The sequence below is a fragment of the Paenibacillus harenae DSM 16969 genome (assembly GCF_000422465.1).
GTDB lineage: Bacteria > Bacillota > Bacilli > Paenibacillales > Paenibacillaceae > Pristimantibacillus > Pristimantibacillus harenae.
This window is the reverse complement of sequence record NZ_AULV01000019.1, coordinates 110,790-135,849: the sequence shown is the minus strand read 5'-3', so window position 1 is coordinate 135,849 and position 25,060 is coordinate 110,790. Positions and strand designations below refer to the sequence as shown.

Annotated in this window: 23 protein-coding genes; 5 read left to right on the top strand and 18 right to left on the bottom strand. The window is 52.9% G+C overall.

Annotation, left to right across the window (positions count from 1 at the left end; genetic code table 11):
- Positions 1–9: 9 nt before the first annotated feature.
- On the bottom strand, positions 10–1,044 hold the full coding sequence (locus H581_RS0107235; protein ID WP_028609427.1) for a LacI family DNA-binding transcriptional regulator: 1,035 nt from the start codon (positions 1,042–1,044) through the stop codon (positions 10–12).
- Between the two features lie 171 nt (positions 1,045–1,215).
- On the opposite strand from H581_RS0107235, the gene H581_RS36310 reads away from it, so the two are divergent.
- Entirely contained in the window at positions 1,216–1,983 is a 768-nt protein-coding gene (locus tag H581_RS36310; protein ID WP_051250531.1) for a hypothetical protein, read from the top strand.
- Positions 1,984–3,019: 1,036 nt separating this feature from the next.
- On the opposite strand, the gene H581_RS36305 is transcribed toward H581_RS36310, so the two are convergent.
- The 4 genes from H581_RS36305 to H581_RS33325 all read right to left on the bottom strand — a co-directional run bounded on the left by H581_RS36305 (position 3,020) and on the right by H581_RS33325 (position 6,013).
- Positions 3,020–3,493 carry a hypothetical protein gene (locus tag H581_RS36305; protein ID WP_051250529.1) on the bottom strand — a complete coding sequence of 158 codons (474 nt, stop codon included), beginning with the start codon at positions 3,491–3,493 and terminating at the stop codon, positions 3,020–3,022.
- 126 nt (positions 3,494–3,619) lie between these two features.
- Positions 3,620–4,645 carry a CobW family GTP-binding protein gene (locus H581_RS0107220; RefSeq protein WP_028609426.1) on the bottom strand — a complete coding sequence of 342 codons (1,026 nt, stop codon included), beginning with the start codon at positions 4,643–4,645 and terminating at the stop codon, positions 3,620–3,622.
- Positions 4,646–5,300: 655 nt separating this feature from the next.
- Positions 5,301–5,396 carry a sporulation protein YjcZ gene (locus tag H581_RS37745; protein WP_156889520.1) on the bottom strand — a complete coding sequence of 32 codons (96 nt, stop codon included), beginning with the start codon at positions 5,394–5,396 and terminating at the stop codon, positions 5,301–5,303.
- A 107-nt stretch (positions 5,397–5,503) separates the two neighbouring features.
- Positions 5,504–6,013, bottom strand: a complete 510-nt coding sequence (locus H581_RS33325) for a phage holin family protein (RefSeq protein WP_051250527.1) — start codon at positions 6,011–6,013, stop codon at positions 5,504–5,506.
- Positions 6,014–6,261: 248 nt separating this feature from the next.
- Between H581_RS33325 and H581_RS0107200 the strand changes: the two genes are divergently transcribed.
- The 3 genes from H581_RS0107200 (at position 6,262) to H581_RS0107190 (ending at position 7,443) form a co-directional block, all read left to right on the top strand.
- A complete protein-coding gene (locus H581_RS0107200; protein ID WP_028609425.1) occupies positions 6,262–6,690 on the top strand; it encodes a helix-turn-helix domain-containing protein in 429 nt (142 codons plus the stop codon).
- Positions 6,691–6,698: 8 nt separating this feature from the next.
- On the top strand, positions 6,699–7,109 hold the full coding sequence (locus H581_RS0107195; protein WP_028609424.1) for an ImmA/IrrE family metallo-endopeptidase: 411 nt from the start codon (positions 6,699–6,701) through the stop codon (positions 7,107–7,109).
- An 82-nt stretch (positions 7,110–7,191) separates the two neighbouring features.
- Entirely contained in the window at positions 7,192–7,443 is a 252-nt protein-coding gene (locus tag H581_RS0107190) for a hypothetical protein (RefSeq protein WP_028609423.1), read from the top strand.
- Between the two features lie 87 nt (positions 7,444–7,530).
- Here H581_RS0107190 and H581_RS0107185 read toward each other — a convergent pair whose 3' ends face one another.
- The 5 genes from H581_RS0107185 to H581_RS0107165 form a co-directional block, all read right to left on the bottom strand.
- The gene (locus H581_RS0107185; RefSeq protein ID WP_028609422.1) at positions 7,531–8,337 is read right to left on the bottom strand and encodes a polysaccharide deacetylase family protein; all 807 of its coding nucleotides are present in this window, start codon (positions 8,335–8,337) and stop codon (positions 7,531–7,533) included.
- Positions 8,338–8,448: 111 nt separating this feature from the next.
- Positions 8,449–9,486 (bottom strand): glycoside hydrolase family 18 protein, encoded by a 1,038-nt coding sequence (locus tag H581_RS0107180; RefSeq protein ID WP_028609421.1) that lies wholly within the window; start codon positions 9,484–9,486, stop codon positions 8,449–8,451.
- On the bottom strand, positions 9,487–12,126 hold the full coding sequence (locus H581_RS0107175) for a transglutaminase domain-containing protein (RefSeq protein WP_028609420.1): 2,640 nt from the start codon (positions 12,124–12,126) through the stop codon (positions 9,487–9,489).
- A gap of 5 nt (positions 12,127–12,131) precedes the next feature.
- On the bottom strand, positions 12,132–13,157 hold the full coding sequence (locus H581_RS0107170; protein ID WP_028609419.1) for a carbohydrate-binding family 9-like protein: 1,026 nt from the start codon (positions 13,155–13,157) through the stop codon (positions 12,132–12,134).
- The gene (locus H581_RS0107165) at positions 13,154–14,047 is read right to left on the bottom strand and encodes a sugar phosphate isomerase/epimerase family protein (RefSeq protein WP_028609418.1); all 894 of its coding nucleotides are present in this window, start codon (positions 14,045–14,047) and stop codon (positions 13,154–13,156) included. The genes H581_RS0107170 and H581_RS0107165 overlap by 4 nt, the downstream gene beginning before the upstream one ends.
- A gap of 137 nt (positions 14,048–14,184) precedes the next feature.
- On the opposite strand from H581_RS0107165, the gene H581_RS0107160 reads away from it, so the two are divergent.
- On the top strand, positions 14,185–16,458 hold the full coding sequence (locus H581_RS0107160; RefSeq protein WP_028609417.1) for a helix-turn-helix domain-containing protein: 2,274 nt from the start codon (positions 14,185–14,187) through the stop codon (positions 16,456–16,458).
- Positions 16,459–16,512: 54 nt separating this feature from the next.
- Here H581_RS0107160 and H581_RS0107155 read toward each other — a convergent pair whose 3' ends face one another.
- The 8 genes from H581_RS0107155 to H581_RS0107120 all read right to left on the bottom strand — a co-directional run bounded on the left by H581_RS0107155 (position 16,513) and on the right by H581_RS0107120 (position 25,059).
- The gene (locus H581_RS0107155; RefSeq protein WP_028609416.1) at positions 16,513–18,147 is read right to left on the bottom strand and encodes an extracellular solute-binding protein; all 1,635 of its coding nucleotides are present in this window, start codon (positions 18,145–18,147) and stop codon (positions 16,513–16,515) included.
- A gap of 42 nt (positions 18,148–18,189) precedes the next feature.
- Positions 18,190–19,098, bottom strand: a complete 909-nt coding sequence (locus H581_RS0107150; protein ID WP_028609415.1) for a carbohydrate ABC transporter permease — start codon at positions 19,096–19,098, stop codon at positions 18,190–18,192.
- A 15-nt stretch (positions 19,099–19,113) separates the two neighbouring features.
- Entirely contained in the window at positions 19,114–20,076 is a 963-nt protein-coding gene (locus H581_RS0107145) for an ABC transporter permease (protein ID WP_028609414.1), read from the bottom strand.
- Between the two features lie 666 nt (positions 20,077–20,742).
- Complete coding sequence (locus H581_RS33320) at positions 20,743–21,567, bottom strand: ABC transporter permease (RefSeq protein WP_036718029.1); 825 nt, start codon at positions 21,565–21,567, stop codon at positions 20,743–20,745.
- Positions 21,564–22,538 (bottom strand): daunorubicin resistance protein DrrA family ABC transporter ATP-binding protein, encoded by a 975-nt coding sequence (locus tag H581_RS0107135; RefSeq protein ID WP_028609413.1) that lies wholly within the window; start codon positions 22,536–22,538, stop codon positions 21,564–21,566. The genes H581_RS33320 and H581_RS0107135 overlap by 4 nt, the downstream gene beginning before the upstream one ends.
- Before the next feature lie 253 nt (positions 22,539–22,791).
- Positions 22,792–23,490: an SGNH/GDSL hydrolase family protein gene (locus H581_RS0107130; RefSeq protein WP_028609412.1), complete on the bottom strand. Its 699-nt coding sequence runs from the start codon at positions 23,488–23,490 to the stop codon at positions 22,792–22,794.
- 159 nt (positions 23,491–23,649) lie between these two features.
- The gene (locus H581_RS0107125) at positions 23,650–24,330 is read right to left on the bottom strand and encodes a DUF4956 domain-containing protein (protein WP_028609411.1); all 681 of its coding nucleotides are present in this window, start codon (positions 24,328–24,330) and stop codon (positions 23,650–23,652) included.
- Positions 24,331–24,348: 18 nt separating this feature from the next.
- Positions 24,349–25,059 (bottom strand): polyphosphate polymerase domain-containing protein, encoded by a 711-nt coding sequence (locus H581_RS0107120; protein WP_028609410.1) that lies wholly within the window; start codon positions 25,057–25,059, stop codon positions 24,349–24,351.
- Position 25,060 lies beyond the last annotated feature (1 nt).

Below are 25,060 nucleotides of genomic sequence, written 5' to 3'. Positions count from 1 at the left end.
GTTGACTGTCTACTGTTGCATGCTGCCGCAGCTCTCCCGGATGACCAAGGTCGTATTTATGGTCATGTGAACGGCGGCCTCCCGCCCATCGATTCTCTCAAGAAGCAGTTGAACGGCCGCCCTGCCCATATGCTCCGTGTGGACGCGGACGGTCGTGAGCGGCGGATTAAGGAAGGCCGATATTTCAATATCGTCGAAGCCGACAACCGCCATTTCCTCCGGCACCTTAACGCCATGCTCGTGAAGCGCCCGCAAGGCGCCTACCGCCATGGGATCGCTTCCGATAAAGCAGGCCGTAGGCAGCGGCTCCAGCTGAAGCAGCCGGTTCATCGATTCGTAACCGCCGTTCGAAGACCATTCCGTCTCGATTACGAACCGCTCGTCAAATAGGTCCAGCTCCCTCAGCGCTTTCTCGAAATAGGCGCGCCGGGGCTCAATTCCCGCGATATCCGCCTCCTGACGATTCAGCCGGTGCACTTGGTCGCTCCCGCCTATGTAGCCAAGCTTCTTGTGCCCCAGGCGCAGGAGATGGGCGACCACCGCTCGCGTCGCTTGCTCGAAATGCAGCTTCACGGTATCGAAGTCGCTCAGCTCCTTGGAGTGATTGACGAATACGAGCCGTTTGGCGTTCCGGTAAAGCTGCAGTACATCCTGCTCATCAATGGAGCCGACGACGATTAATCCGTCCAGCTCGTGCAGCGGCTGCAGGTCGGTGCGGCTGCTGCCGCGAAGTACCTTCACGATACTGATCCCAAGCTCCTCGCAGCGTATTTCGATGCCTCTGCGAATGGCGGAGAAGTATGGATCGCTGTGCTCATCCTCCAGCGTCGACCACATCAGCAGTCCGATTTGCTGACGGGACAGCTTCTCTTCCTTCCTCATTCTCCGCAGTCTCGACGGCTTATACTGCAGCTGCTCGGCAATGCTGAATATACGTGCCCGCGTTTCCTCGCTTACTGCCAGCGTTGCGTCGTTGTTAAGCACTCTGGATACGGTAGCCGCCGATACGCCCGCTTCTTGCGCAATATCTTTAATGGTCGCCATGCCACACTCCGTATTTAGTTAATATTTTTACTGAACAAAATCATTTTATCAGACGGCGATAAACTCCACAAGCGCCTATTCAACTTTTGCCGCCGGATCACGTCTGACTTCATGATGGAGCTGCTCTAGATTTATCCAGCTCGTACAAGACTAATTTGAGGTGATGAATGCATGAAAAAACTAGTCCTATTTATTATGATGATTCTGCTTCTGTCGGCGTGCGGTGGAATGACATCCCGTGATGGAAACGGTACCGGAAACGGTACCGGAAACGGTAACGAAAACACAAACACAAGTACAAACACGGAATCAGATACAAATACAAATAAAAATACGAACACGAACCCGGACACCAGCCAGCCGTCTCCGACTTCCGCACCAACGCCCGCTCCCTCTCCCGAGGTTGCGGATACCGGCGAGGAAGAGGATGATCCCGCGCCAGCGGCAACCGCGCAGGAAGCGGCGGCAGCCGTTATGCTTGCGCTTAAGGACGGGGATATGATAGAGCTCGCCGAGTACGCCCATCCTGACAAGGGGCTGTTATTTTCTCCTTACGCGCATATCGATACGGCAACGGCGAAAGTATTCCCGGCAGCAGGCTTGCCCGGCATGAGCGACGAGACCGTATACAGCTGGGGCTCCTTTGACGGCTCGGGCGAACCGATTGAACTTACGTTCAAGCAGTACTACGAGAAGTTTGTGTATGACCAGGATTTTATGGAGCCGGATGAGGTTGGTGTAAATGAGATTAAGGGAACGGGAAATGCGGCGGTAAATATTCAAGAGGTATTCCCGGAAGGCTTTCTCATGGATTACTATTTCAGCGGGTTCAATGCGCAGTATGAAGGCATGGATTGGGAAAGCCTCATTCTAGTGCTGGAGGAATCGAACGGCGCCTGGTTCGTGAGCGCCATTGTACATTCCCAGTGGACGATTTAGCAGCCGGCCTGCTGGAGTAAGTACGTCCTATATTGTCTTATCAGTCGCTGAATCCGAACCCCAACCGGAACATCCTGGATTTCATACAGTAACTTGGGACGGATCATGCTTTTTTTTCCTGCTATCATGGATTTTCAGCATGATAGCAAGGCTGTTTGCCGCTAATCCAGGGCTCATCGGCTATTTCAGCGGATGAAATCCATTCTAGCCCCCGCTAATCGCCAAAGTTGCCTGATATGCTGGACAGAATCCATGATGGCAAAAGACAATTTGGCTAGTACGAGAGAAAAGGGACAAGGCATGAGCAAAGTACGGAGGTATAAGAAATGACAAAGGTATAAGAAAAGATAGAGGTATAAGAAAAGACAGAGGTATAATAAAGGACAAAGAGCAGTGGTATAAGTAAGGACAGAGGTATAAGAAAGGACAGAGGTATGAGAAAGGGATGAAGGCAGCCGCCTGTCAGCTCAAAACCCGGGCTGCGAAGTAAACGGATAACAAACGTAATACGGCTGTACCCGCTCTCAGCGGAGAAACTCGCATGCTGCAGCATATAAGAGCTTGCTGAATGTATAAAATTTCAAAAAAAGGCGCTGTTTCAAAAGTAGGTCTGCTCACTTAACAAGACAGCTCGCTTGATGAAAAAAACGTCAAAATAAAGGAATGGCGGTGCCAGGGAGGTCATCCCTGTACCGCCTTTTCTGGTTTTTGGTCGATTGCCGCCTTCTTGAGTATATTGGCAACGATACCGTACATATCGGCTGAGCAATGAGCTCTAACGGTTGCCATAATCGCTATTCGCCCCAAAAAGCCGTTCTTGAAAACCTAACGGTTATAATCACCGCTATCTATGCTATTATTAACCGAAATCATTAGAAAACAAGGAAATAGCATCTATGACAACCGTTAAATCATGAAAGAGACTAAAAACGGCGAATTAACGGTAATGGCGACCATTAGAAAAAAGAAAAACTATACTCCCTGAAAATTGTTCCTTAAGCTCCTGCCGAGCGCTGTTCCATGTACTGGCGCGATTCTAGTCCTCGCGGCGATGCGGACGTTTACCTTTTCCGCCGTGCAGCTTATATAACTCTTCGCGCAGCTGATCGGCCGTTTTGCCTTCCGTGTCAATGCCGTGCTCTTCGGCAACTTTGCGCAGGTGCTCCAGACGTTTCGCTTTATGCTCCGCCTTAAAGGCTTCCCACTTATCCTTATTGGCCGTCTTAGCGGCGTCGACTTCCTTCTTCAGCTGCTCGGCGGATTTCCCTTCCGTGCTAATGCCGAAATAAGCGGCTATTTCCTTCAGTTTCTCAAGACGGTAAGCTTCAAAATCTTTGCGCGTCATTTTTCCTTTGTGATGCATAAAGCCGCCGTCCTCTTCGGTCGGCTTCGGATGCTGCGCCGCCGGGATCACCTCCGGCAGTATGGAAACCGATTTCGCCGCCCAGACCGGTGCGACCGTAGTCAGCACGGCAAGCGCAAGCGCCGGGATTAACCATTTTCTTAACATTTGCTGCCACCTTTCTATCGCTTCGTGATGCAGAGGCAGGCTCGGCCGGCCTCGTCTGGATTATTTTACCCATTCACCCGAACGTATAGACATGCTAACCGCAAATTTCGACACCCTCTGCCCCCGTTATTCTTCCGCTTCCCCTTGTTCCGGCATTGCCTGCTCCAGCAGCTTCAGCTCGCGCAGCAGCCATTCCTCGGAGAAGTGCTCCCCGATGAATACCGCGACGTCGTTCACCTTTCCCTGCGGTTCGATCCGGATAAAATCGGATTCCTTATAAGCATATTGGAACAAGAAACGGCTGGGCGCGTCCGTGAAGGTTACGATGCCTTTCGCCCGATAAATATCGTCCGGCAGCCGGGACAGCAGCGACTCGAACGCGGCGCTGCCCACCGGACCCCGCCAATAATGCGTAACGGCCATGACATGGCCGTGCGAATGATGATGGCCGGAATGGCCGTGCGATCCATTCGCTTCATTCGCAGCATGCGATTCGTGGGCCGCCCCGGCAGGCTGAACAAGCGCTGCCGGCTGCGCTTCGAAATCCATCCAGCTCCAATCGTCGATCGCGCAGCGGACGGAAGCAATGATTGGAGCGTGCGCGTTCAGCACCCGCAGCTGCTGCTGCGCTTCAACCAGCTCCTCAGGCTCCAGCTTGTCCGCTTTATTAAGCAGCAGCAGCGTCGCGCAGCGGATTTGCTCCTGCATCAGCTTGTAGGTTCGCCCTTTGCCGTTCCTGCCGCGGTTCAGCAGCTCCGGCCCGTCTACGACCGTAATGATGCCGCGAAGCCCGATTTCCTTATACAGGGCTGCCTCGGTCACGCCGTCCAAGGTTTCCATCGGATTCGCCACGCCTGTCGATTCGATAAAAATAACGTCCGGTCCATGCTCATCAATCAGCTGGCTGATCTCAAGGCCCAAATCGCCCCGAATCGTGCAGCAGATGCAGCCGCTCAGCATTTCCGCCATCGGGACCCCGCCGCCTAGCAGCTGCCCGTCCAGATTGATATCGCCCAGTTCGTTCATAATGACGGCGGGCCGCTTACCTGCGGCTTCGCAATAATCCAGTACCCTCCGCAGCAGCGTCGTCTTCCCGCTCCCCAGAAAACCAGATATCAGATAAACAGGCGTTATTTGCTCTCTATTATTCATGCGATCGTCTCCCATTGGCCTATGTATTCTTTGAAGCTTAGCTTAGCTAAGCTTAGATTAGCATAGCTCTATTATATCGTAACGTTTACGTTCTTTCATCTATTTAAAAGAAGGCTTGATTGCCTTACAAGCAGAAAGCCTGTTATAAGCGCTAATCTTAAAATTCTAATTTTTGAAATAGGCAAACCCCCTAAGAGACTTAGGAGGTTTGGCACTAAACATAGAGAGTGATTCCCTCTAGGTTTGGAGGTTCCCCTAAATATTGAGATTTGCTTCCCTCTATATTTAGGGTCTATTCATGCTATTTAAGTTAGTGGAAACGCAATTGTACCGATTTACAAGCAAGCTGCGCCCACGACTACCAACAAGCGCGTGCGATGATGACAAGCAGAATGAATAGTACCAATATAACTCCTACATTTGTGAATGCTCCGCCAACTCCAGGTCCGCATTTTGCAACTCCTGCAACCGGATATGAAGGACCGCAGTTTCCTGCGCCGACACCTGCTACTCCATAGCTCATTTGTTCATCTCCTTCGTTTTAAGGTACGATTTTCATGATTCAGATGAGATCTGTATTGGCTGCTCGGAAAAAGTCGCTTTTACCTTTCTTCCATCGACCGTTGCTCCGATTGTGCTTGATGCCCGGATTCGATTAGTACAGCCAAGCGCGTGAGATAATGACAAGTAAAATGAATAGGACAAGGATCACGCCTACGCTTGTGAATGCCCCACCTACGCCATAGCTCATTTGTTCATCCCCCTTTAATTAAGGTACATAGTATCCTATGTTTTCTAACCGAAAGTGTATGGGCCTTTAGATGAAATGAGCATCTGCCTACCAGCAAGGCCAACAAGCTAAGCTCCCTTATCCTTCTTCTTGCTCAGGGCAGCTTCGTTATGCTCGCTCTCTTCCGTATGAGCGTGAAACAAGGCTTCAGCCTTCCCCTTCAGTTCCCCATCGATAAGCTGAATGACGGATTTCGGTATCCACCTTTCCCACCCGGCACGATAAGCATTTACTGTGATCGATTGCCAGGTGCGATAAATAAGGCCGATCGTGACGGCATAAAAAAACAATCCGGGCAAACCGAGAGAAGCGTCCAGCAAAGCCGCAAATAGAGGCAGCAGAAGCACGAATACCGTTCGGAGCGTTCCCATCCTCCCATACTCCGAAGCATGCGCGCGGTCTTTGTATGCGGCCGCGATGCCCGTTATCCAGTCCAAAGCAATCGCTGCAGCCAATAAAGCAACCGGCAGCATCCGTCCCTCCCCGTAAATCGCCTCCAACCAGCCTGACAGCGCGCCATAGATCCCGGTACCCTGAATAAATAGAGTCAGCAGCGGCAATAAGCTTAGCAAATTCATGATTATCATCCTTTCTATTTTATGATGGTATTTAAAATACCCATTACTTCATACCTCCTCCCCAAGGAATGGTATTGACATTACCTTATCCAACGAATAGACTACATATATGGTATTTATATTAGCAATACACACAAATAACAAGAACATGCGTTTGTGTTTCGTGATAGATTTTATTGTATTAGGTATTTAAAATACCGTCAAGTGTTTTAATACCTCATTTCATTCCAAGACGGAGGCTGTTCTATATGTCACTAGGGACAAGAATTAAACAATTACGGATTGATCGGGGATTCACGCAGCAGGATATCGCCAAACGGCTGGAAATGGGAAGATCCAATTTCGGCCATATCGAAAATGACCGGGTAATTCCCTCCAGCGAAGATCTGCAAAAATTAGCCGACATTTTAAATACGACAACCGACCAACTGCTGGGGCGCGAAGCGGCGGCGGTCATTCCCGAATGGGCCACGTACAAGGATAAGAGGGACTTCAAGAAGCTGCTGGAGGAAGACGGGGAAATTATGTTCGACGGCGTGCCGCTCAGCCAGGATGACCGCAGGCGCGTGATGGACGTGCTGACCGGTCTGTTCTGGGAAGCCAAGCAAATGAATAAGCACAAGAGAAAGCAAGTGCCCCGGAGCCTCGCTCATGGTGAAGATGATGCCAAAGGGTAGGTGCTGCTATGGATAAAATGATTCTGAAGCTCATCCGGAGGTTTAAGACCAACGACCCCTTCATCATTGCCGAGGGCCTTGGCATTTATATCCGTTATGCGGACCTGGGCGACGGCACGCGCGGCTTGTATTTCAAGAAGCTCCGCCGGCGCTTTATCGTCATCCATGAACGGCTGCCGGAGGATTGGCGCCGCTTCGTATGCGCGCATGAGCTTGGGCATGACAGGCTGCACCCCGGCTTTAACCGTTTCTGGCTGGACGAGCAGTCCTATTTTCACGCGGGGAAGTTTGAGCGGCAAGCGAGCAAATTTGCCGTTCGGCTGTTAACGGCCGGCGATTCGCCTGCCCGCAGCGAGACGCTGGAGGAGCTTATGATGCGCAACGGCATACCCAAGGAAATGCAGCGCTTTTACTTTTAACGCATTCCGAATCGTAATGATTAATAGCTCTGACGGCATATACTTCAGTAATGAAGGAAAATGAAGGATTGGAGATGAGGTTATGACATTCGGAAAAATGCTGCGTAGTCTCTCCGTCGGCTTACTTATCGGCATTCTCGCGATCGGATTATTGCCGTTCTTGCTCATTGTGAACGGGATTGAGCTGATCGGCTTAACCGAACTCGAATCGTCGCCGCTCTATATGCTTATCAGCCGCATGACCGGCCGGGCTTCGGCTGCTGCGAAGAAGAAGCGATCCAAGACTGCGGACCCCATACAACCCGGGTCCAGGACACGCGGGATGAACAGGTAGTCATCGCGCATTAGACGTAAAAAGCCGTTTCGGCAAGCAGACGGACGTGCCCGTCCGCTGCGGAATCGGCTTTTTTTTCTCCATAGGCTACAGCCTGATTGTCTCACCCGCCCCAGCTTTAACCGCTTCGCTCTCCGCGCTGAACCATACGTCAATGGCAGAAGGATTATGCGCCAGCCTCCGGTCGACGGAGAAACGCAGCGCTCCAACCGCCTTGCGGTATGCGATCAACTCCGCCATCGTCGCAAACCAGACCGACTTGCTTCCGCCAAGCCGTTCGCCAACCTGGTCCACCAGCTCCCAGTTGCCGTCATTGTCAAACTCGTAGCTGTGGCCCCACACGAACAGCAGCTCCATCCGGCTATGGCGCGGATTGGATGCGAGGAACCGCTCCGCCTGCAGGATCATCTCCTTATGGTGGCAAGTCGGGTGCCAGCGGAGCGGATCTTCCGGCATGTCGAAGCGGCCATGGCTTGCTACCGTACGGGCATATTCGATACCCAGGACGGGCAGCGCCGCAGCGACCCGGTCGTCGTACGTGCCGAACGGATAACTCATGCCTCGAACGGGATAGCCGACTAGCGACTCGAGCGCCCCGCGGTCCGCTAACACTTCCTCGGCAATCTGGTCGCCCGGCGACTGCTCCAGGAAGGGATGATCCACCGTATGGGCAGAAACCTCATGTCCCTCATACAGCCCGGATACTTCTTCCGCGCGGATATAGCCGTCACGTCCCAGAAAGCCGGAATTGAGATGAAACGTTCCTTTCAGCCCGTACCGATTCATCAGGGCCACCAATTTGCGGTCCTGCTCGCGGCCGTCGTCGAAGCTGAATACGGCCGCTTTGGAAAGTCCGTTCGGAAAACGGTCGAATTTGATGCGGATGCTTGCCATGTCAATGCTCCTCCTTCATCCCTATGTATCACCTATAAGATACCGTTCATCCGCATCGTCCGCAAGACCGCTTTCAGCCATTTTGATGAAGTTTATTGTAAAGTACAGTTGCTACTCCTTAAGCCCTTGGTAAATCGCATGCAACAGACGGTGAGTCTTATCGCAGCCGTATTCCCAGAACATCACCCCGGCCAGCCCGTTGTCCTTCACATAGCCGCATTTGTGCCGCAGCGATTGTTCGTCGTCGTAGGAGATGAAGGTGTGCCCGTTAAATAGGTACGGCGCTTTCGCTTCATCGTCCCAATAGCGGACATATCCGTTCTTGTCGATGTAATCCGCGGCTAGAGCCGTAAAATCCGGGCCGTAGCCGCCCGTCGTTCCCGCCATCTGGTGAAGGCCGCTGCCGCGGTCCGGAACCTGGCTCCAGAGCCGGGAGTAGAAGGCCGCCCCGATCACGATTTTCTCCTTCGGTACTCCGGCGCGGACAAACAGGTTAACCGAAGCGTCGGTGCTGATCCGGAACAGGTCACCGGCGGGCGTATACAGATTCGTATGATGTCCCGTCAAGATTTGAAAGCCTCCACGCATGTCGTAGGTCATCAGCTGTACAAAATCCAGATACTTCTGCACTTGATCCATCTCCGTGCCGTCTACGTAATATTGGTCCGCGCCTGCCGCGATCGTAAGCAAATAATGCCGGCCTTCCTGCCCGCCTTTACGGTCCAACGCTTCGCGCATCGCTTTAAGCAGCAGCGTAAAGTTCGTTTTGTCGCCTTGACTCGAACCGATGCCGGCTTCTCCGTAGCAGGGGTATTCCCAGTCGATGTCGATTCCGTCGAACGGAAAATCGGTGAGCACCCGGACAGCCGAATCCGCCATCCGTTTCCTGCCACCGCCGGTAGATGCCGCCTCGGAGAAACCGCCTGCGCTCCAGCCGCCGACGGACAAGAGCACCGTAAGCTCCGGGTGCTCGAGCTTGATGTCCCGCAGATGATCCATCTGCTTCAGATGGTCCGTCTTAATTTCGTCGCTCCGCACATGGCCGAAGGCCACATTCAAGTGGGTCAATTTCAGCAGATCGTCCCGCGTTAACTCAGGCAGTTTGTCGTCGACTACGTAACCCGCCACGATGGTTTTCCGCTCTTTCATTTACGAATCCCTCCATTCCGTATGCTGCTGCCGTAAGGCAGTCAGGATGTGCAAAGCTTCCTTTCCGGTTCCGATCTTATAGCCCGATGCCGCATAACGAATCCGGTCTTGGCTGTCCAGCACAACAAGATGCGGAAAGCCCGCCTCCGCCGCAGCCTGGTTCGACATAAACGCCGATAAGGCAGCATCGGAGGAATCCCGGACCCACTGCACGCATGGCGGCAGGCCCGAATAAGCGGATGGATCAAAGGACGCGGACCACTCGGAATCGCCGGCAACAAGAAGAATCGGAGCGCCAAGGTCCTTGAACGGCCCGGCGAGCTCGGTCATTTCACGAATCAAATGCTTCGTCGGCTCGCGTTCCGGTTCGATCCAAGCGACGACCGCGCCATCCGTTCCGGCCAGATCGCCCAGCGTCCGGAAGGAGCCATCCGGCAGGCGGAACAGATCATTCCGCTTCATGGCGCCAAGTACGGGAATATCGACCGACGATTCGCGATAGGTGAGCGGAATAGCCGTTAACTCACCGGAGCGCACGGTGAAATAGGAGAGCCGCACCCGAGCCGTGCCGTCCTTCAGGCGAACGCCCGTCGTTAACCGGTACGAACCGGGCTTAAGCTCGAACGGTTCAGCATACACATCCGATTCCCCGTAAGGGTAGACCAGCGTTTTGTAGATGCCGCTCTCCAGCCTCGCGAACGTGAAGTTCTCGGAGTAGGAAGCCGCCGGAGTCCCTGCTGCCGGCCTATCGTCCCTTATTAGAAGAAGCCTTCCGTTCTCCTTCTTCTCTGTACGATCCTCGGAGCCGTCAGCGAATATCGCATCCCGCCAAGCGCCATCGGCCAAATACTGCGGCTTTTGCTCGCTCGGATGAAGCCGCGCCGGAATGCCCAGACTGCGGCAGGCCGCCACGAACAAAATATACAGCGACAACCGGTCTCCCTTGCCCAGCTTGTAGGTACCGGCCGGATTTCCTTTGCCCTTCAAGTTAGGCAGATCCTCCCATAGACTGAAGCCCGTCTCCAGTCTTCGCGCAAGCTCTGCTGGAGCCTCCTTGAACGAAGCGACCTCCGCTCCGGTGAACGCCGCTTGGAAAAATTGCTTATAGGGAACAATCATTTCATATAATACCCGCGGGCAGAGTACATACCGGATGAAAATATCCTCCGCTAGCTCTCCGATCAGCGCCATGGAACCGGTCAGATGATCGTCCAGCGCCGGCCGGAACGTATCGATCAAATCCTTCGCGTTCAAGCTTTCCAGCAGCCGCAGCGGCCATTCGCCGTATTCGCCGGAACGCTCCTTCAGGAAGGCGGCAAGCTCGCGGTCATTCCCGCGCGCCTTGCGAAGCACCTCCCATACGCGGTCCGCCGGAAGCCCGGCAGCCTGGGCAAGATCGGCTGCTTGCGTCTCATCCATGAACGTATTCTCGAAGCTGGCGCGGAGCCTCGTTCCTTTCTCGAGCCGCTTATTATGCTGTTGAAGCAGCTCCTCGGCAAGAGGCTCGGCAGAGTCTCCGTTACGTTCCGGGGGCGGTACCATGTCAATGTCCGCCGTTCCTTCCGGCTGCCTCGCTTGATCCAATACGATCTCGATAGGGCCGCGATCTTCCGCGTTTATTTTTATCTCTCCCCAACGTCCGTCCTTTACTGCCCGGACCACGAGATCACCGAAGCCCGTCTTAAACGAGGCTTCGCCCCGGCTATCCGTCGGCAGCTCGGCGATTGGGAATAATTCAGCATAATTGTACAGCTCGAAATAAACGTCGGCTCCGCTAACCGGCCGGTTCCGTTCGTCCATCACAAGAACGGCAACGGTTCGTGTCGGCGCATAGCCTTCTAATAAATTGATTTCCGTGAACCAGCCGCCTTCGAACGTAATATCTTCCGGCCCCGGGTAATTCGCGAAAATCCGCGTATTGATCAGCATCGCCCGGCGCGCCGGCGGACTGAACCAGCCTTGATTGAGGCGCGGCTCCGGCTCGCAGGCGCCGATATAATGCCAGCTGCCGTCCGCCCACGCTTCCACCCAGGCATGGTTATCGTCGCAGTGCGCCCAGCGCGGCGTATACACCTGGCGGGCGGGAATGCCGATGCTGCGCAGCGCGGCAACCGCAAGCGTCGATTCCTCCCCGCAGCGTCCCCGGGCGCTCCGGAGCATCGTCAGCGGCGAGACGGTCCGCAAATCGCTTCCGGTGTAAGTCGCTTTCTCATGGCACCAGTAGTTTGTCTCCAGAATCGCATCCGCCATCGGCAAATGCGCGGTGCGCTCCGCCAGTTCGTTGTACAGCAGGCCGCGTGAATCCTCGATGTTCTCTGTATTGACCCGGTACGGCAGGACGAAATGCAGGAAGAGGTAATCCGGCACCCGCCGCCCCCAGGGGACTTTTCCCCGAATGTCCAGCGTTCGCCTCACGTGACTTAAGAATAAGGGACCGTCATAATCCGCCAAATCGTTCACCGGCATATACGCGTACAAATATTTGAGCGCCCAAGTCTCCTCTGCGGTCAGCTCCTCGCGAAAAATATCAAACAGCTCATGCGCTCTCGTCTGCGCGATCTGCTGCTTCTCTTGAAACTTCCGCTCGATCAGCTCCATTGCGCCGGAGTCCAGCGAGAATGCGGACGATTGAATGGTCATGCGGCTCACTCCTTCCACAGCTTGCCGTCTTCGCGAATGCAGAAGACGGACTTCCCGTCCGTTGACGGCGCTGAAATTTGAAATAGGCTGCGGGTCGTCTCCGCCTCAGGCTTAATGCTCCACTGCTCCCCATCCCGCATTAACGATTTCATATCCTTCGTATATTTGCCATGCTCGGCGAAGTAGTTGCGCTCGCGGTAATAGAGCTTGCGCAGCTCCCATTTCACCCGTTCATCCTCCGGCAGCTCGAACGAATGGCGGCCGTCTCCGTCCGCGAACAGGACATACCCCCACAGCTCAGGATAATGCATATTAACGAGACCCATCGGCGACCATACCCAGTTATCCTCGGGGTAAGGCTTGCCCGTATCGGAATTGATCACCTTGCGGTATTCGCCGCCCGCCGCTTCAACGCGCCATTCGACGCGGGAGAAATTGACGCGCCAGAACTCTCCCGGCGCCGGAGGGCGCGCTTCAGCCGCGCATTCTCGCAAGCTGCTCCATGGCATTGCGACCTCTACGCTCCACATCCGGTTCGCCGCGCCCGGCTTGTTCAGCTCACCGTCTATATGCACCGCCGTTCGAAGGCCGTTCATGTCCCAGCCGTTAACCGGAGGACCGCCATCGCGGTAAGGCTTGACCAGCAGCAGATCCCAGACGGTGTTCAGCGCATTGATTTCGAATTCATAATACTGATGCGAGTCCCCGTCAGGGTCGATAAAAATTTCAAAGTCGTTGTCATAAAATATGACCGAGTCCCGCTCCGTTAATGTCGCCCATATTTGATCCTCAATCAATTCCGCCGCAAAATAAAAATAGTCGTCGTCCCACAGCATTTTAACGCGGGTTCGCTTCGCGGGCTTCGGACGGCGGTCCCCCTCGATATCGACGAATTCGTCGGTCCAGTCCGCAGCAGCCCAGAACGGCTTATCGAGCCGGCCGTCGAGCACAAGCGGCTCTTGTGCGCGCCTGCAAATATACGATTTCGGAGCGTAGTCGATATCCGGCTCCGGCACTCCGCTTCGGTTCATTGTATCCCCTCCGGTTCAGAGCACTCGTTCCATAAACGGCGCAAGTTATCCATGGCGATGCGGGAGGCGGATTTGCATTCTTCCATCCCCTCGAATTCAACCGTCATATAGCCGTCGTAGCCCGATTCCTTGATCAGCCTCACAATTTTGCGGATTTCGATATCCCCCTGCCCGACAATGGCGCCGCGCAAGTAGTTCCCGTTCGAGGTCAGGAACCAGTCTCCCCCGCCCGGATGCTCGTCGTACGGCCGGAAATAGAAGTCTTTGAAATGGATAAGCGAGGCATAAGGAAGATTCTTCTTGACGCCGATGACCGGATTCTCGTCCACGCACATGAAGTTGCCGATATCGAGCGTCGTCTTGAAATTCGGCCGGTTCACCGCATGCAGCAAGCGCTGTACCCGGTCGCTCGCCTGTACGCTGAAGCCGTGATTTTCGACCGTCGTCGTCATGTCGTACCGCGCCGCATAATCCGCGATCAGCTGGCTGCCCTTCATCATCAAATGCAAATTTTCCTCGAACCACTGAATCGTCATCTTCTCCCGCGGAATCGTAAAGGCGGTTACATCATGCCGCATATGCTTGATGCCGAGCCGGTGCGCAAGATCGACATGCCGCTTGACACGGTCCACCTCCTCGTGAAATAAATCCTCCGTCTCCTGCACAAAATTTGCCGGCATCGAGTAATTCGACAGCGCTATGCCCGCCGACTTCGCCTTCTCCCGGACGGCATCCGTCAGCTTCGGGTCGTCGATCAGCGAATAGCCGTAAGGGACAATCTCCATATGCTCCCCTCCGTTATCGGCAATCCACTGGATGGCGTCCAGAACGCTCATCTCCCCGGACTTCAGAGCTTTCAATAAACTGTACGAGCTTAATCCGATTTTCATCCTCATTCTCCTTTGCAGCCCGAATTCCCCTTCGTTTGCTCCGGTTCTTTCGACTCCCGCTCTATGTCCAAACGATAGATTTGTTGGTATGATTAGAAACAACGAAACCGACCGGCATCTCATAGGGGGCAGAACACATGATGCGGAACTACTTCAAATCCAGGCTGTTCTTAAAATATATATGGTCCTATCTGTTCATTTTGCTTATCCCGTTAATTCTGATGACCGTGTTCATCTACCGGAACGCCGTTACGAATCTCCGCGAGGAAATCGAACAATCCCGACTCAATCAGTTAACGCAAGCCAAAATCATCATTGACGGACGGATGAAGGAGCTAAGCGAAATCGCATCCCGAGTCACCTACGACAAGAGGCTGACCCCTTATCGGGTTCACGACCCTTACTTTAGCGGAGAAGCCATTCAGGCGCTCGATCAATATAAAGCGACAAGCTCGATTATTGGCGAAATGTTCCTTTATTTTCATAAGGATAACAATATCTACTCCGCCAAAGGCCTCTCGAGTCTTGATGTATTTTCCAGCATCTTTAACTTTAGCAATTGGGACAATGAAGTCGTGTTCGATGATTTAAATAACGTTAAGTTTCCGACTATGCGCCCGGCCGACACCGTCATCCGCAACTCCCATCTGGAGGATAAAATGCTGGCTTATCTGGTTCCGATTACGCCCTTTAATCCTAACCCGCACGGGACGATCCTGTATCTGATCAAGGAATCCGAGCTTACCAGCCTTATCGATTCGATTCTTGGCAACTATCAGGGCTTCTCGTATATTCTCGACAACCAGGGTCAGATTCTGGTAGACAACCGGCAAGGCGAAGCATTGACCCCAACTGAGGCGAAATCGTTGTTCGGCCTGTCAACCGGCATTCACGAAAGTCTATTAAACGGCAAACCGCATTCGATCGTCTCCGTCACGTCGGAGAATAACGGCTGGTCGTACGTGACGGTCATGCCAAGCTCGCAGTTTTTCAGCAGCGTCGTGCATGTCCGAAGCTTCATCATCATGTTATTCAGCATCCTTGTGCTTGTAGGAGCCGCGATCGCCATCATGCTCGCCAGAATGCAATACCAGCCGATCTCTACGCTGGCGGAGTTCGCCCACGCCAAGGCGAAGCCGAAGCATCGGGCGGACGGAGCCCCCGCAGCCGGGAACGAACTGGACCGCATCCGCACCGCCCTGCAGGAATACAGCTCGCGCGTGGATCTTCAAGAGCCTTACGCCCGGAATCATTTTCTGTCCATGCTGCTCAAATACGGGAATGCCCAGAGCATTACGCCGGAGCTGCAGGAAGCCTTCGATCTTCACTTCGACCGTTCGCATCACTTTGTCATGGTGATCGGATGGAACGAGCCGATCGATTCGCAGGAGAAGCGGCTGGAGCATCAGGAACGAATCGGGCTGCTGGCTCAGATTCAATTCCCGGAGCTGGGCGCGCATGCTTACGGCGTCGAGCTTCCTCAACTGGATCAGATCGCGCTTATTACCAGCTTTGATCTGAATCAGGAGCTGCAGGAATTCGCGCATGTCCGGTCCATTGTCGAAGCGGTGCGCGGCAATCTGCTTGAAGCCTTCGATGTCACGCCCGCGATCGGCGTCGGCACCTGCTATTCCAGTCCGGATCAGCTGAACCAGTCTTTTATTGAAGCATGCTCCGCATTCGAATTGCGGACATCCGCCGGCTACGGCACCGTCACCTACTTCGAGAAGCTGTCCTATGCGCCGGATCATACGCTTTGGATTCCGAACAGCTCGCTGCTGAAGCTCTCCCAGAGCTTGAAGCAGGGCAGCTATGACGTGGCCGCGCAGATGATTCGTCCTGCCATCCGGGGACTTCAGGCGACGGAGCTTTCCGCGATAATCAGACGCTGCGTCTGTTTTGACATCCTGAACGCGATGCTGAAGACCGCGGCCGAGGTCGGCATTCCCAATCTGATCCAAGAAGTCGCTCCGACGATGATATACAGCTATTCCCTGGATGAGCTGGAGAGCGGGTTTCTCCGTCTCGCCTCCCGGATCTGCGGGCAGGTCGAGCGCAATCACCAGAAGGAAGAGCAGTCCCAGATGGACCGGATTGTGGCGTATATCGACAAGCATTTCATGGACCATACGCTCAGCCTTGAGACGATCGCCTTTGAGTTCTCCATCTCGCCGTCCCATGTCAGCCGCACCTTTAAGGAGAAGATGGGTCTTAACTTTATTCAATATATATGGCAAAAAAGGCTGGACGAGGTCATTCGTCAATTAACGTCGACAAACGATCCGCTGAAAGAGATCATCAACCGGGTCGGCTACCTGGACACGCCTAATTTTATCCGGAAGTTCAAGAAAGAGACCGGCCATACGCCCGGGCAATACCGCAAGCTGCACGCGGAGAGCGGGACGGGTTGATAGACCAACACCCGGTCACGCTTTCGCATGACCGGGCTTTTCTTGCTTTACTCCCTATTTGCCCGAATTCCAGCGGTCGTACGCGCCTTGGTAAAGCTCCGCGATCCGGTCGCCGCCCATTTTTTTAATTTGAGCCGCGTACTTGTCCCAATTGCTTAACGACTCTTGTCCCGTTACAAATTTCGCTTCCATCTGCTGAACGTACGTATTCAGGTCGGATAACAGCGCGGATGCTTCGGTTTGCTCATCGTTTGTCAGATAAACGTTCGGGTACGGCGCTTTCGCGATTGGCGTCAGCTTCTCCGCATTTTCCTTGTCGATCCATTCGTCGAATTCGCTGCGAAGTCCCACGGCGAGATCGCCAGTATTGATGCCCGGCGTCAGAATGCCATAGTTCGGCGTGATGGTGCCGCGATACTCTTCACGGTCGCCGCCGCCTGGAACGGGAAGCCATTCCTTCTCTTTCGCTTCCTTGTTCTTGTACTTCCACAGCAGATTCTCGGGACCCTGGTTAAACAAGGTCGATCCTTCATAGCTGTAGAGGTAATCGACCCAGCGCATCGAAGCCTCCGGATTCGGGTTGCTGCTCGTAATCGCGAACGTGCCGTTCGCGGAGATGCCGGGATGCTTGCCGTATACGGGAGAATCGGCAATCTCGCTCTTCACCGGCGTCATCATCGGATTGTCGCCGCTTGGCTCGCCGCCTAACGTGAAATACGGGAACCAGTCGTTAAACAATGCGATTTGGTTGTTTTGGCCTTTCGCTTTCTTCTGCTCATCCGTCTGCGAGAACGTCTCATGGTCGAGCAGCTCATCCTGCCACAAGCGGTTCATGAAGGTGAGGTAGCCTTTGTACCCTTCTTCTTGAGGCGTATAATGTACCGTGTCGTTTTTATCCGCATAAATAACCGGATCGTAAATCCCCCAGAAGCCGAGGAAGAACATGCGCAGATCGTCCAGCTTAATGGAGGTGAGCGGGATTTCATCCTTCTCGCCGTTACCGTTCGGATCTTCTTCCTTCACGCGCTTCAGGTAGTCATACAGCTCATCCGTTGTTTTCGGCAGCTCGGTCACGCCGAGCGCTTTCAGGAACTTGCCGTTATACCACATCGGACTGCGGTACCAGACCGCCGCCAGATCGATATACGGCAGAGCGTACATATGTCCGTCCGGCGTCGTGAACGACTTGCGGATATCCGGATATTCGTCGAAAATTTTCTTGAGGTTAGGCGCGTAACCTTCATCGATGTATTTTTCAAGAGGGATAAGCACGCCCTGGGAACCGTAGGTCACTTGCTCCGCCGGCTTCAGATCCGCCGCGTAGAAAATATCTGGCAAATCCCCGCTGGCGAAGACGAGATTTTTTTTGGTTGCAAAGCTGTCGATCGGCGCGTTCTGGAATTCCAGCTTGATGCCGCTCAGCTTTTCCATTTCTTGCAGCACGGGCATTTTGGTCCAATCCGCAACGCCGACGTCCTGCGACATCAGCTTCAATGTCACCGGCTCGCTGACGATCGGGAAGCCTTCCTTGCTGACTCCCCCGGCCTCGGCGGATGCCGTCGGCGTATCTGCGGCGTTATTGCCTTCACCCGCTGTACCTTCATTCTTCGGCGAGCTGCAGGCTGCGAGCAATGAGATAAGCAGTGCGAGACTAAGCAGCAGCGAAGATGCTTTACGAAGCTTTTTCATCCGAAAACCCTCTCCCTTACTAATCTTTTTTTATGAGCAAGATCAGCCCTTAACGGAACCGATCATGACACCTTGCACAAAATAGCGCTGAAGAAACGGATAAATCGCGATAACGGGCGCGGTTGCTACGATTATAACGGCGTATTTGACCAGCGCGGCGATCTCCGCTTTATTGTTGAGCGCCGACGCCGTCGAGGCATCCATGACGCCCCCGCCCATGGCGGACATCTCCTGCAGAACGAGAATCTGGCGAAGCACCAGCTGCAGAGGATATTTCGCGGCATCGTTCAGGTAGATCAATGCCGAGAAGTAGCTGTTCCAGTTGCCTACCCCGTAGAACAAAGCCATAACCGCGATAATCGGCATCGATAGCGGCAGGATGATGCGCATGAACATCCGAAAGTTGCTGCACCCGTCAATTTGCGCCGCCTCCTGCAGCTCTTTCGGTATCGAAGTCTGAAAGAAGGTGCGGCATACGATGATGTTCCAGATCGAGGCGGCCGAAGGAATGACAATCGCCCACATCGTATTGACCATGCCGAGCTCCTTGACGAGCAAATAGCTTGGCACAAGCCCGCCGCCGAAAAACATAGTCACCATAAACATGCCCATAAAGAAGTGGCGCCCTGCAAAATCTCTGCGGCTTAGCGCGTAGGCCGCCGGCAGCGTAACGAATAAATTGATCGCCGTCCCGACCACCGTATAGAGGAGGGTGTTGCCGTAGCCGGTCCAGATGCTTTTGGTCTGGAACACCCTCTGATACCCTTCGAACGTAATGCCCTTGGGCAACAGCCACATTTCGCCGGAGCCGACGAGCTTCGGATCGCTGATGGACGCGCTGATCATATAAATGACCGGGTAGGCCACAATGACAAAAGCGAGGAATACGTACATATAGTTGAAAATAAGGAATAGCTTATCCCTTCCGGATTCATTAACGGCGGAAGTCATCGGTACCGCTCCCTTCTACCATAAGCTGTTTTCATTGGTACGTCGTACAATCTGGTTCACGACAACTAACACAATCGCATTAATGACCGAATTAAACAAGCCGATTGCGGTCGAGAAGCTGTACTGGGCGTCCACAAGACCCGAACGATAGACGAAGGTCGAGATCACATCCGAGGCTTCCATATTAAGCGAATTTTGCAGCAATAATATTTTCTCGAATCCGACCCCGAGCAGGCTGCCCATATTCAGAATCAACAGGATCGTCATCGTAGGAATGAGCGTAGGGATATTAATATGGCGAACGCGCTGGAACCTGGTTGCGCCGTCGATAATCGCCGCTTCATGCAGTCCCGGGTCAACGCCCGAGAGCGCCGCCAAATAAATGATGGTTCCCCATCCCGCGCTCTGCCAGACGCCCGAGAATACATACATCGTCTTGAACCACCGGGGGTCCGTCAGAAATTCAGGCGCTTCAAAGCCGAGCCATTCGATCAAATGCGTGACCATTCCCGACGATGGCGACAGGAAGGTAATGATCATCCCCGCCATAACGACGACGGAAATAAAATGCGGCGCATACGTAACGGTCTGGGCCGTCCGCTTAAAGAAGCCGTCCTTTAATTCATTGAAGGCGAGCGCCAGTATAATCGGTATCGGAAATCCGACAGCGAGCTCATACAGGCTGATGCTCAATGTGTTCCATAACAAGTCCCAGAAGTAATAGGAATTGAAGAAACGGGTAAAATGGTCGAACCCCACCCACGGGCTCCCGAAGATCCCTTTCGTTGGAATAAAGTTCTTAAACGCAATTTGGATGCCGTACATCGGACCGTAAGAAAAGATTAAAAAGTAGAAAAAGGCGGGGGCTATAAACAGGTAAAGCTCCCAGTTCCGAACCATCCGCTTCCAACCTTTATTTCTTCCCTTCTCCCGCTCCGGAAGCACATTGCCCTTGATGACACCGCCAGTCTCCTGCATGGAACCTCTCCCTTCCGGATCGTTATTGTGCTGCCTTTTCTTATCCAACCATACCTGACAAGTTAAAAAAACGTAAATATGTTATTTTCGCGGTCGCCCGAAAACGCAGCCGCTCTAAAGAAAGCGCTTAGATGACCAACTACTCTGACAATTCGGAATCTACGGCTAATGTGTCAATTTTGTTAAACATCCACCTTTTTTTACGTCACCGCAATATTTACCAATTGCCTATTTTCGCAAAACTACACGATTTTCTCTGGTTTCCGCACAAAAAGCCCATGCGCCGATTGCATGGGCAGATGTTTAAGTGGATCGAAGCGGAAAATCCCCCTCTAATTGAGGGTCATTAGCGAATAAGATGAGTCTAGCTGGATTTTCTCCCGCTAATTCGGTCCGTTTTCCGGTAAGATACGATTCCACTCGGAATTAACGCCAGGTTTTCCCGTTAGATCATCATTATTGATGTGCCGGGACTAAATAGCGGGAGTTTTTCCCGTAAGCCATCCATGCATCTCTTATGCTGCACCACATATAACCCTACCTGCGCTTACATGATTCGTCTTCTTCTTCCCAATATAAAGACCGATCATAAACCTATTCTTTACGAATTATAAAAAAAGTATAAAAAGAACCTGCCGCCATATGATAGGGCAGCAGGCCGAACGATTATTGCTTCGCTTTCTGACGGTAAAGCCGGAAGGTTAGCGGCGCGAACACAAGAATGAACAGCGCCATTCCGGCAAGCGCCGTGATGAGATCCTGCGCAGTCGCCGTGCCGTGCATCAGACCGCGAGCTGCCGTAGAAGCTAGACTTATCGGATTGTAGGCGATAATCGGGCCAAGCCAGTCAGGCATGGTCGAAGTATCCGTGAAGACGTTGCTTGTGAACATAAGAGGATAGAGGACGATGTAGGTCATGCTTGTGATCGACTCCGTCTTTTTGGCGACAACACCGATACAAGCGAAAATCCAACTGACGCTAAACGCGTACATAATGACAAGCAGCAGCGCAAGCAAGGCGCCGGTTAAGCCTGCCTCCGGGCGGAAGCCCAGCAGCAATCCGAAGGCAATCGTTGTCGCAAGCGCCGCGGCGTAGGAGAGAAGGTTGACCAGCATCGTGCCAATGATCGCCGCGGGCTGCCAGAACGGAAGGGTCCGGAAGCGGTTGAACACGCCGCGGTCTATATCGGTTTTGATCGATATTCCGATATATACGGTCATCGTCGTTACGGTATAGACCAGCATGCCGGGCAGCAGAAACTGCAGGTAATTCCCGGTCGAGCCGGAAATGGCGCCGCCGAACATGAAGGTAAAGATCAGCAGGAAGATGACCGGGAAGATGAGAACGTCAATGGCCATGTACGGAAGCTGGCTTACCGTTTTCTTCAATGACCGCCATGTAAATGTCAGCACGGCGCTCAGCGCATTCGGACGATTCGGATGGCTGCTTACGGTCAAAACCCTCAACAATTTCGGTTGATTGGTACTCATGATACGTTTTCCTCCTTTTCTTCTTCGGCCGGTCTTCCGGTAAGGGCGAGGAATACCTCGTCAAGACTGGGCTGCCCCAGCGAGAACTGTACCGTTTCGATTCCCTCGCGGGACAGCTCGGTCAATAAGCGCGCTGCCAGCTCGGGGTCCGACACCTGCGCCGACAAAGACGCCGGTTCGGCATGCAGCCGGACCGCGGCGGCATCCAACTCGCGCTGAAGCACCTGTTCAGCCAGCGCTCGCTGCTCCGGTTTCGTGAGACGAATGTGGACGGTACCGGAACCGACCGATGCCTTCAATTCAGCCGCCGTGCCTTCGGCGATAACCGTTCCCCCGTCTATCACGGCAAGACGGTCAGCCAGCTGATCTGCCTCTTCCAAATATTGAGTCGTCAGCAGAACGGTCGTTCCTCTGTCCACCAGCGTTCGAACAATATCCCATACGCCGTTCCTGCTCCGGGGATCAAGACCGGTCGTCGGCTCATCCAGGAACAGCAGATCCGGCATGACCAGCATGGCAGCAGCAATATCTAAGCGCCGGCGCATCCCGCCCGAATACTTGCCGGCATGGCGGTACGCGGCATCCGTCAAGTCAAATGCATCCAGTAATTCATCCGCTCTCGCATAAGCCGCCTTTCTCCCGTATCCCGTCAATCTCCCGAACAGGACAAGGTTATCACGTCCGCTCAGCTCCTCATCCACCGCGGCGAACTGTCCGGTCAGGCCCACCATACCCCGGACTTTGTCGGCGTCATGGACGACATCCAATCCAAATACTTGAGCAGTGCCGGAATCGGGACGAATCAGCGTTGATAAAATGTTGACCAGCGTCGTCTTTCCGGCTCCATTCGGCCCGAGGATGGCATAGACGGTTCCTCGCTCGACCTGAAGGTCAATTCCTTTTAACACCTCTACACTGCCAAACGATTTTCTCAAACCCCGTGTTTCAACCGCAAAATTATTTTTAGTCATTGCTCCTCCTCTATCTCTCCGGCTTTCGGCACCTTCATCCATGGTCTCCCTTCAAAGCGCCTTTCACCATTTGATAATTTAAGATTACTACATTCATGCAAATGGGAAGGTTCATCCTTTTTTCATGCGAAATTTTCTTGAATTGATGGAGATAAAGCTTCCCGTAATAGTTTAAGCTTTCTTGTAATCGGTTTATGGTGCCGGGAACTGAATACAAAAAAAGCCGCCGGCGTTCGGCAGCTTCTCGTTATCACTAAACCTGACGGTTCGCGACTTGGATCATTTTTTCGTATAAAGGGACAAATTGCTTCTTCCATTCTTCAGGAACAGGAAGCTCGGGAAGTCCGAAGCTGATGGAAATATGTTGGGCCATGACCAGATTACCCAGATGGTTCACATGCAGCCAATCTCGCATCAGCTTCTCATATTCCTTCGGGTCCGCGCGGTAATAGGGTTCAAAAAAGGCATACTGGTCGATTAGCTTCAGACCCATCTCTTGAGCCAGGTCTCTGTTCGCTTGCATATTCGCTTCAAAGCGCCGTTCAAAACCGGGAGTCCCATTATGGTACACGGGACAATAATAAGTTTGAAGCACCGGCACCGCTTCATAGGAGCGAATAATGGAACAAATCGTTTTCAGCCGCTCGGCGTACAGCTTTAACGGCATTTCAGTAGCGGCATCATTGCCTCCTATCGTAACGATAACAAGCGAGGGCTGCAAAGGTTTAACGTCGCGTTCCATGCGGTCGAGCAGTTGAATGGTTGTTTCCCCGCCGATTCCTAAGTTCGTTACAATAACATGATTGCCAACTTCTTTTCGCAGGTTGATATACAGCCAGTCAACCCAGTTATGCTTCCCTTCATTAGCCAGAGATAATTCCGTATTGCTGGAACCAAATGCGCAAATCCGATAGGAACTGTCCATTTGCGCTTTCCATTGTTGAAAGCTCATCTAAGCCCTCACACTCCTTTTATTAAAACTTGCCGGCGGAAAATCTTCATGCTCATATTGACGGTAACCTGCGCGCATCCTGCGCCTACCGAACTGTTCGTACCCAAGGTATCCCCGTGAAAGGCCTGGCCGTTCACGACCCACAAAAAAGGGCATTATCTATTGCGCATAGTCGCCAGTGTAATTAATGAGCGACGTATCATGTACACCTTGAATTTCATTTATCGTCTGCATAAATGCGGTATTATCGTCCCTTAATTTAATTTCCACCGTCAGCTCCGTAAAATCCTTGCGGACCGTCTTCGATTTCAGCTTTGTATCCAGCTTGCGCAGCAGTATACGCAGTTCAGTGGCCGCTTCTTCATTGTGCCGTACAATTAGCAGGAATGATTGCTCTTTAATCTTGCGTCTGGACAGCCACATTAGCGTTAAGCCGATAACGATGGAACCGAATAGGGCGAGAGGATACATTTTGGCCCCGCTTGCTATTCCCGCAGCGATGGACCAGAACATATATACGATATCTAACGGATCCTTTACGGCCGTTCGAAAACGGACAATGCTCAGCGCGCCGACCATACCTAGAGATAATACGATGTTGGTGCTTATGGTCATAATAATCAGCGCGGTAATAATGGTCATTAAAACAAAGGATACATTGTAGTTGTAGCTGTATACGACGCCGCGAAAGGTTTTGCGATAAATCCAATAGATAAAAAGTCCGATCGCAAAGGCGCAAGCCAGACCGAGCAGCATATCTACATACGAAATGCTTCGAAACGCTTCCAGATGAAGCATGCTTTTCTTAATAACATCTTGAAAATTTACGGTCTCGCCCATGGAGCCACCTCATCCAGTCTATGTTTTAAAATGTTTTAATCCTATTTCACGGCATATCACATATTTGGATATCGCAGACCGCACATGTTTCTCCGGTTGTAGAAGCTTGCGAATAGGATCCGGTAAAAAATCATCAAATTTGACCTCCATAATCGTCTGATGGGCAAGCAGCGCCTCCTCCAGCACGAGGTCCGGCTCAAACAAATCGATCGTATTCACGCCCGCTGCCAGCCGCTTGTCGAATGTAATTCGCACATTGCCCGGCTCGTACACGTAGGCCTCACGAATATAATCAACGATGACGACGGAACGGAAAGCCCGATAGGCGAGCGCCGAATAAAAATCCTGGAGCAGCGGATGGACGCTATCCGACAGCGCCGAGTAATCGCCGGCAATAATCGCATCATATTGCTGGCGGCTTATGACAGCCGCCTCTTTGCATACATAATCGCCAAACTTGCTTTTGCGCTCCACCGTAATTTTGGCATCGCTGCCGTTGTAAATCCGAATTCGGTACTTCTCCCGCTTGAAGATGCCGTTATTCTTATCGTAGAGCGAATGCTCATGGCGGCCGTCAAAGTATAAGCTTCGGATCCCGTACCCGTCTCCGTCAACGGAATTACGATCCATCGTGAGCAGCGTAGAGATCTTATAGCGAAGCGACGTATACTCGAACGCATGCAAATAATATTTCATCTCATTCCTAAGCTTTCTGCCTTGAAACTGCATG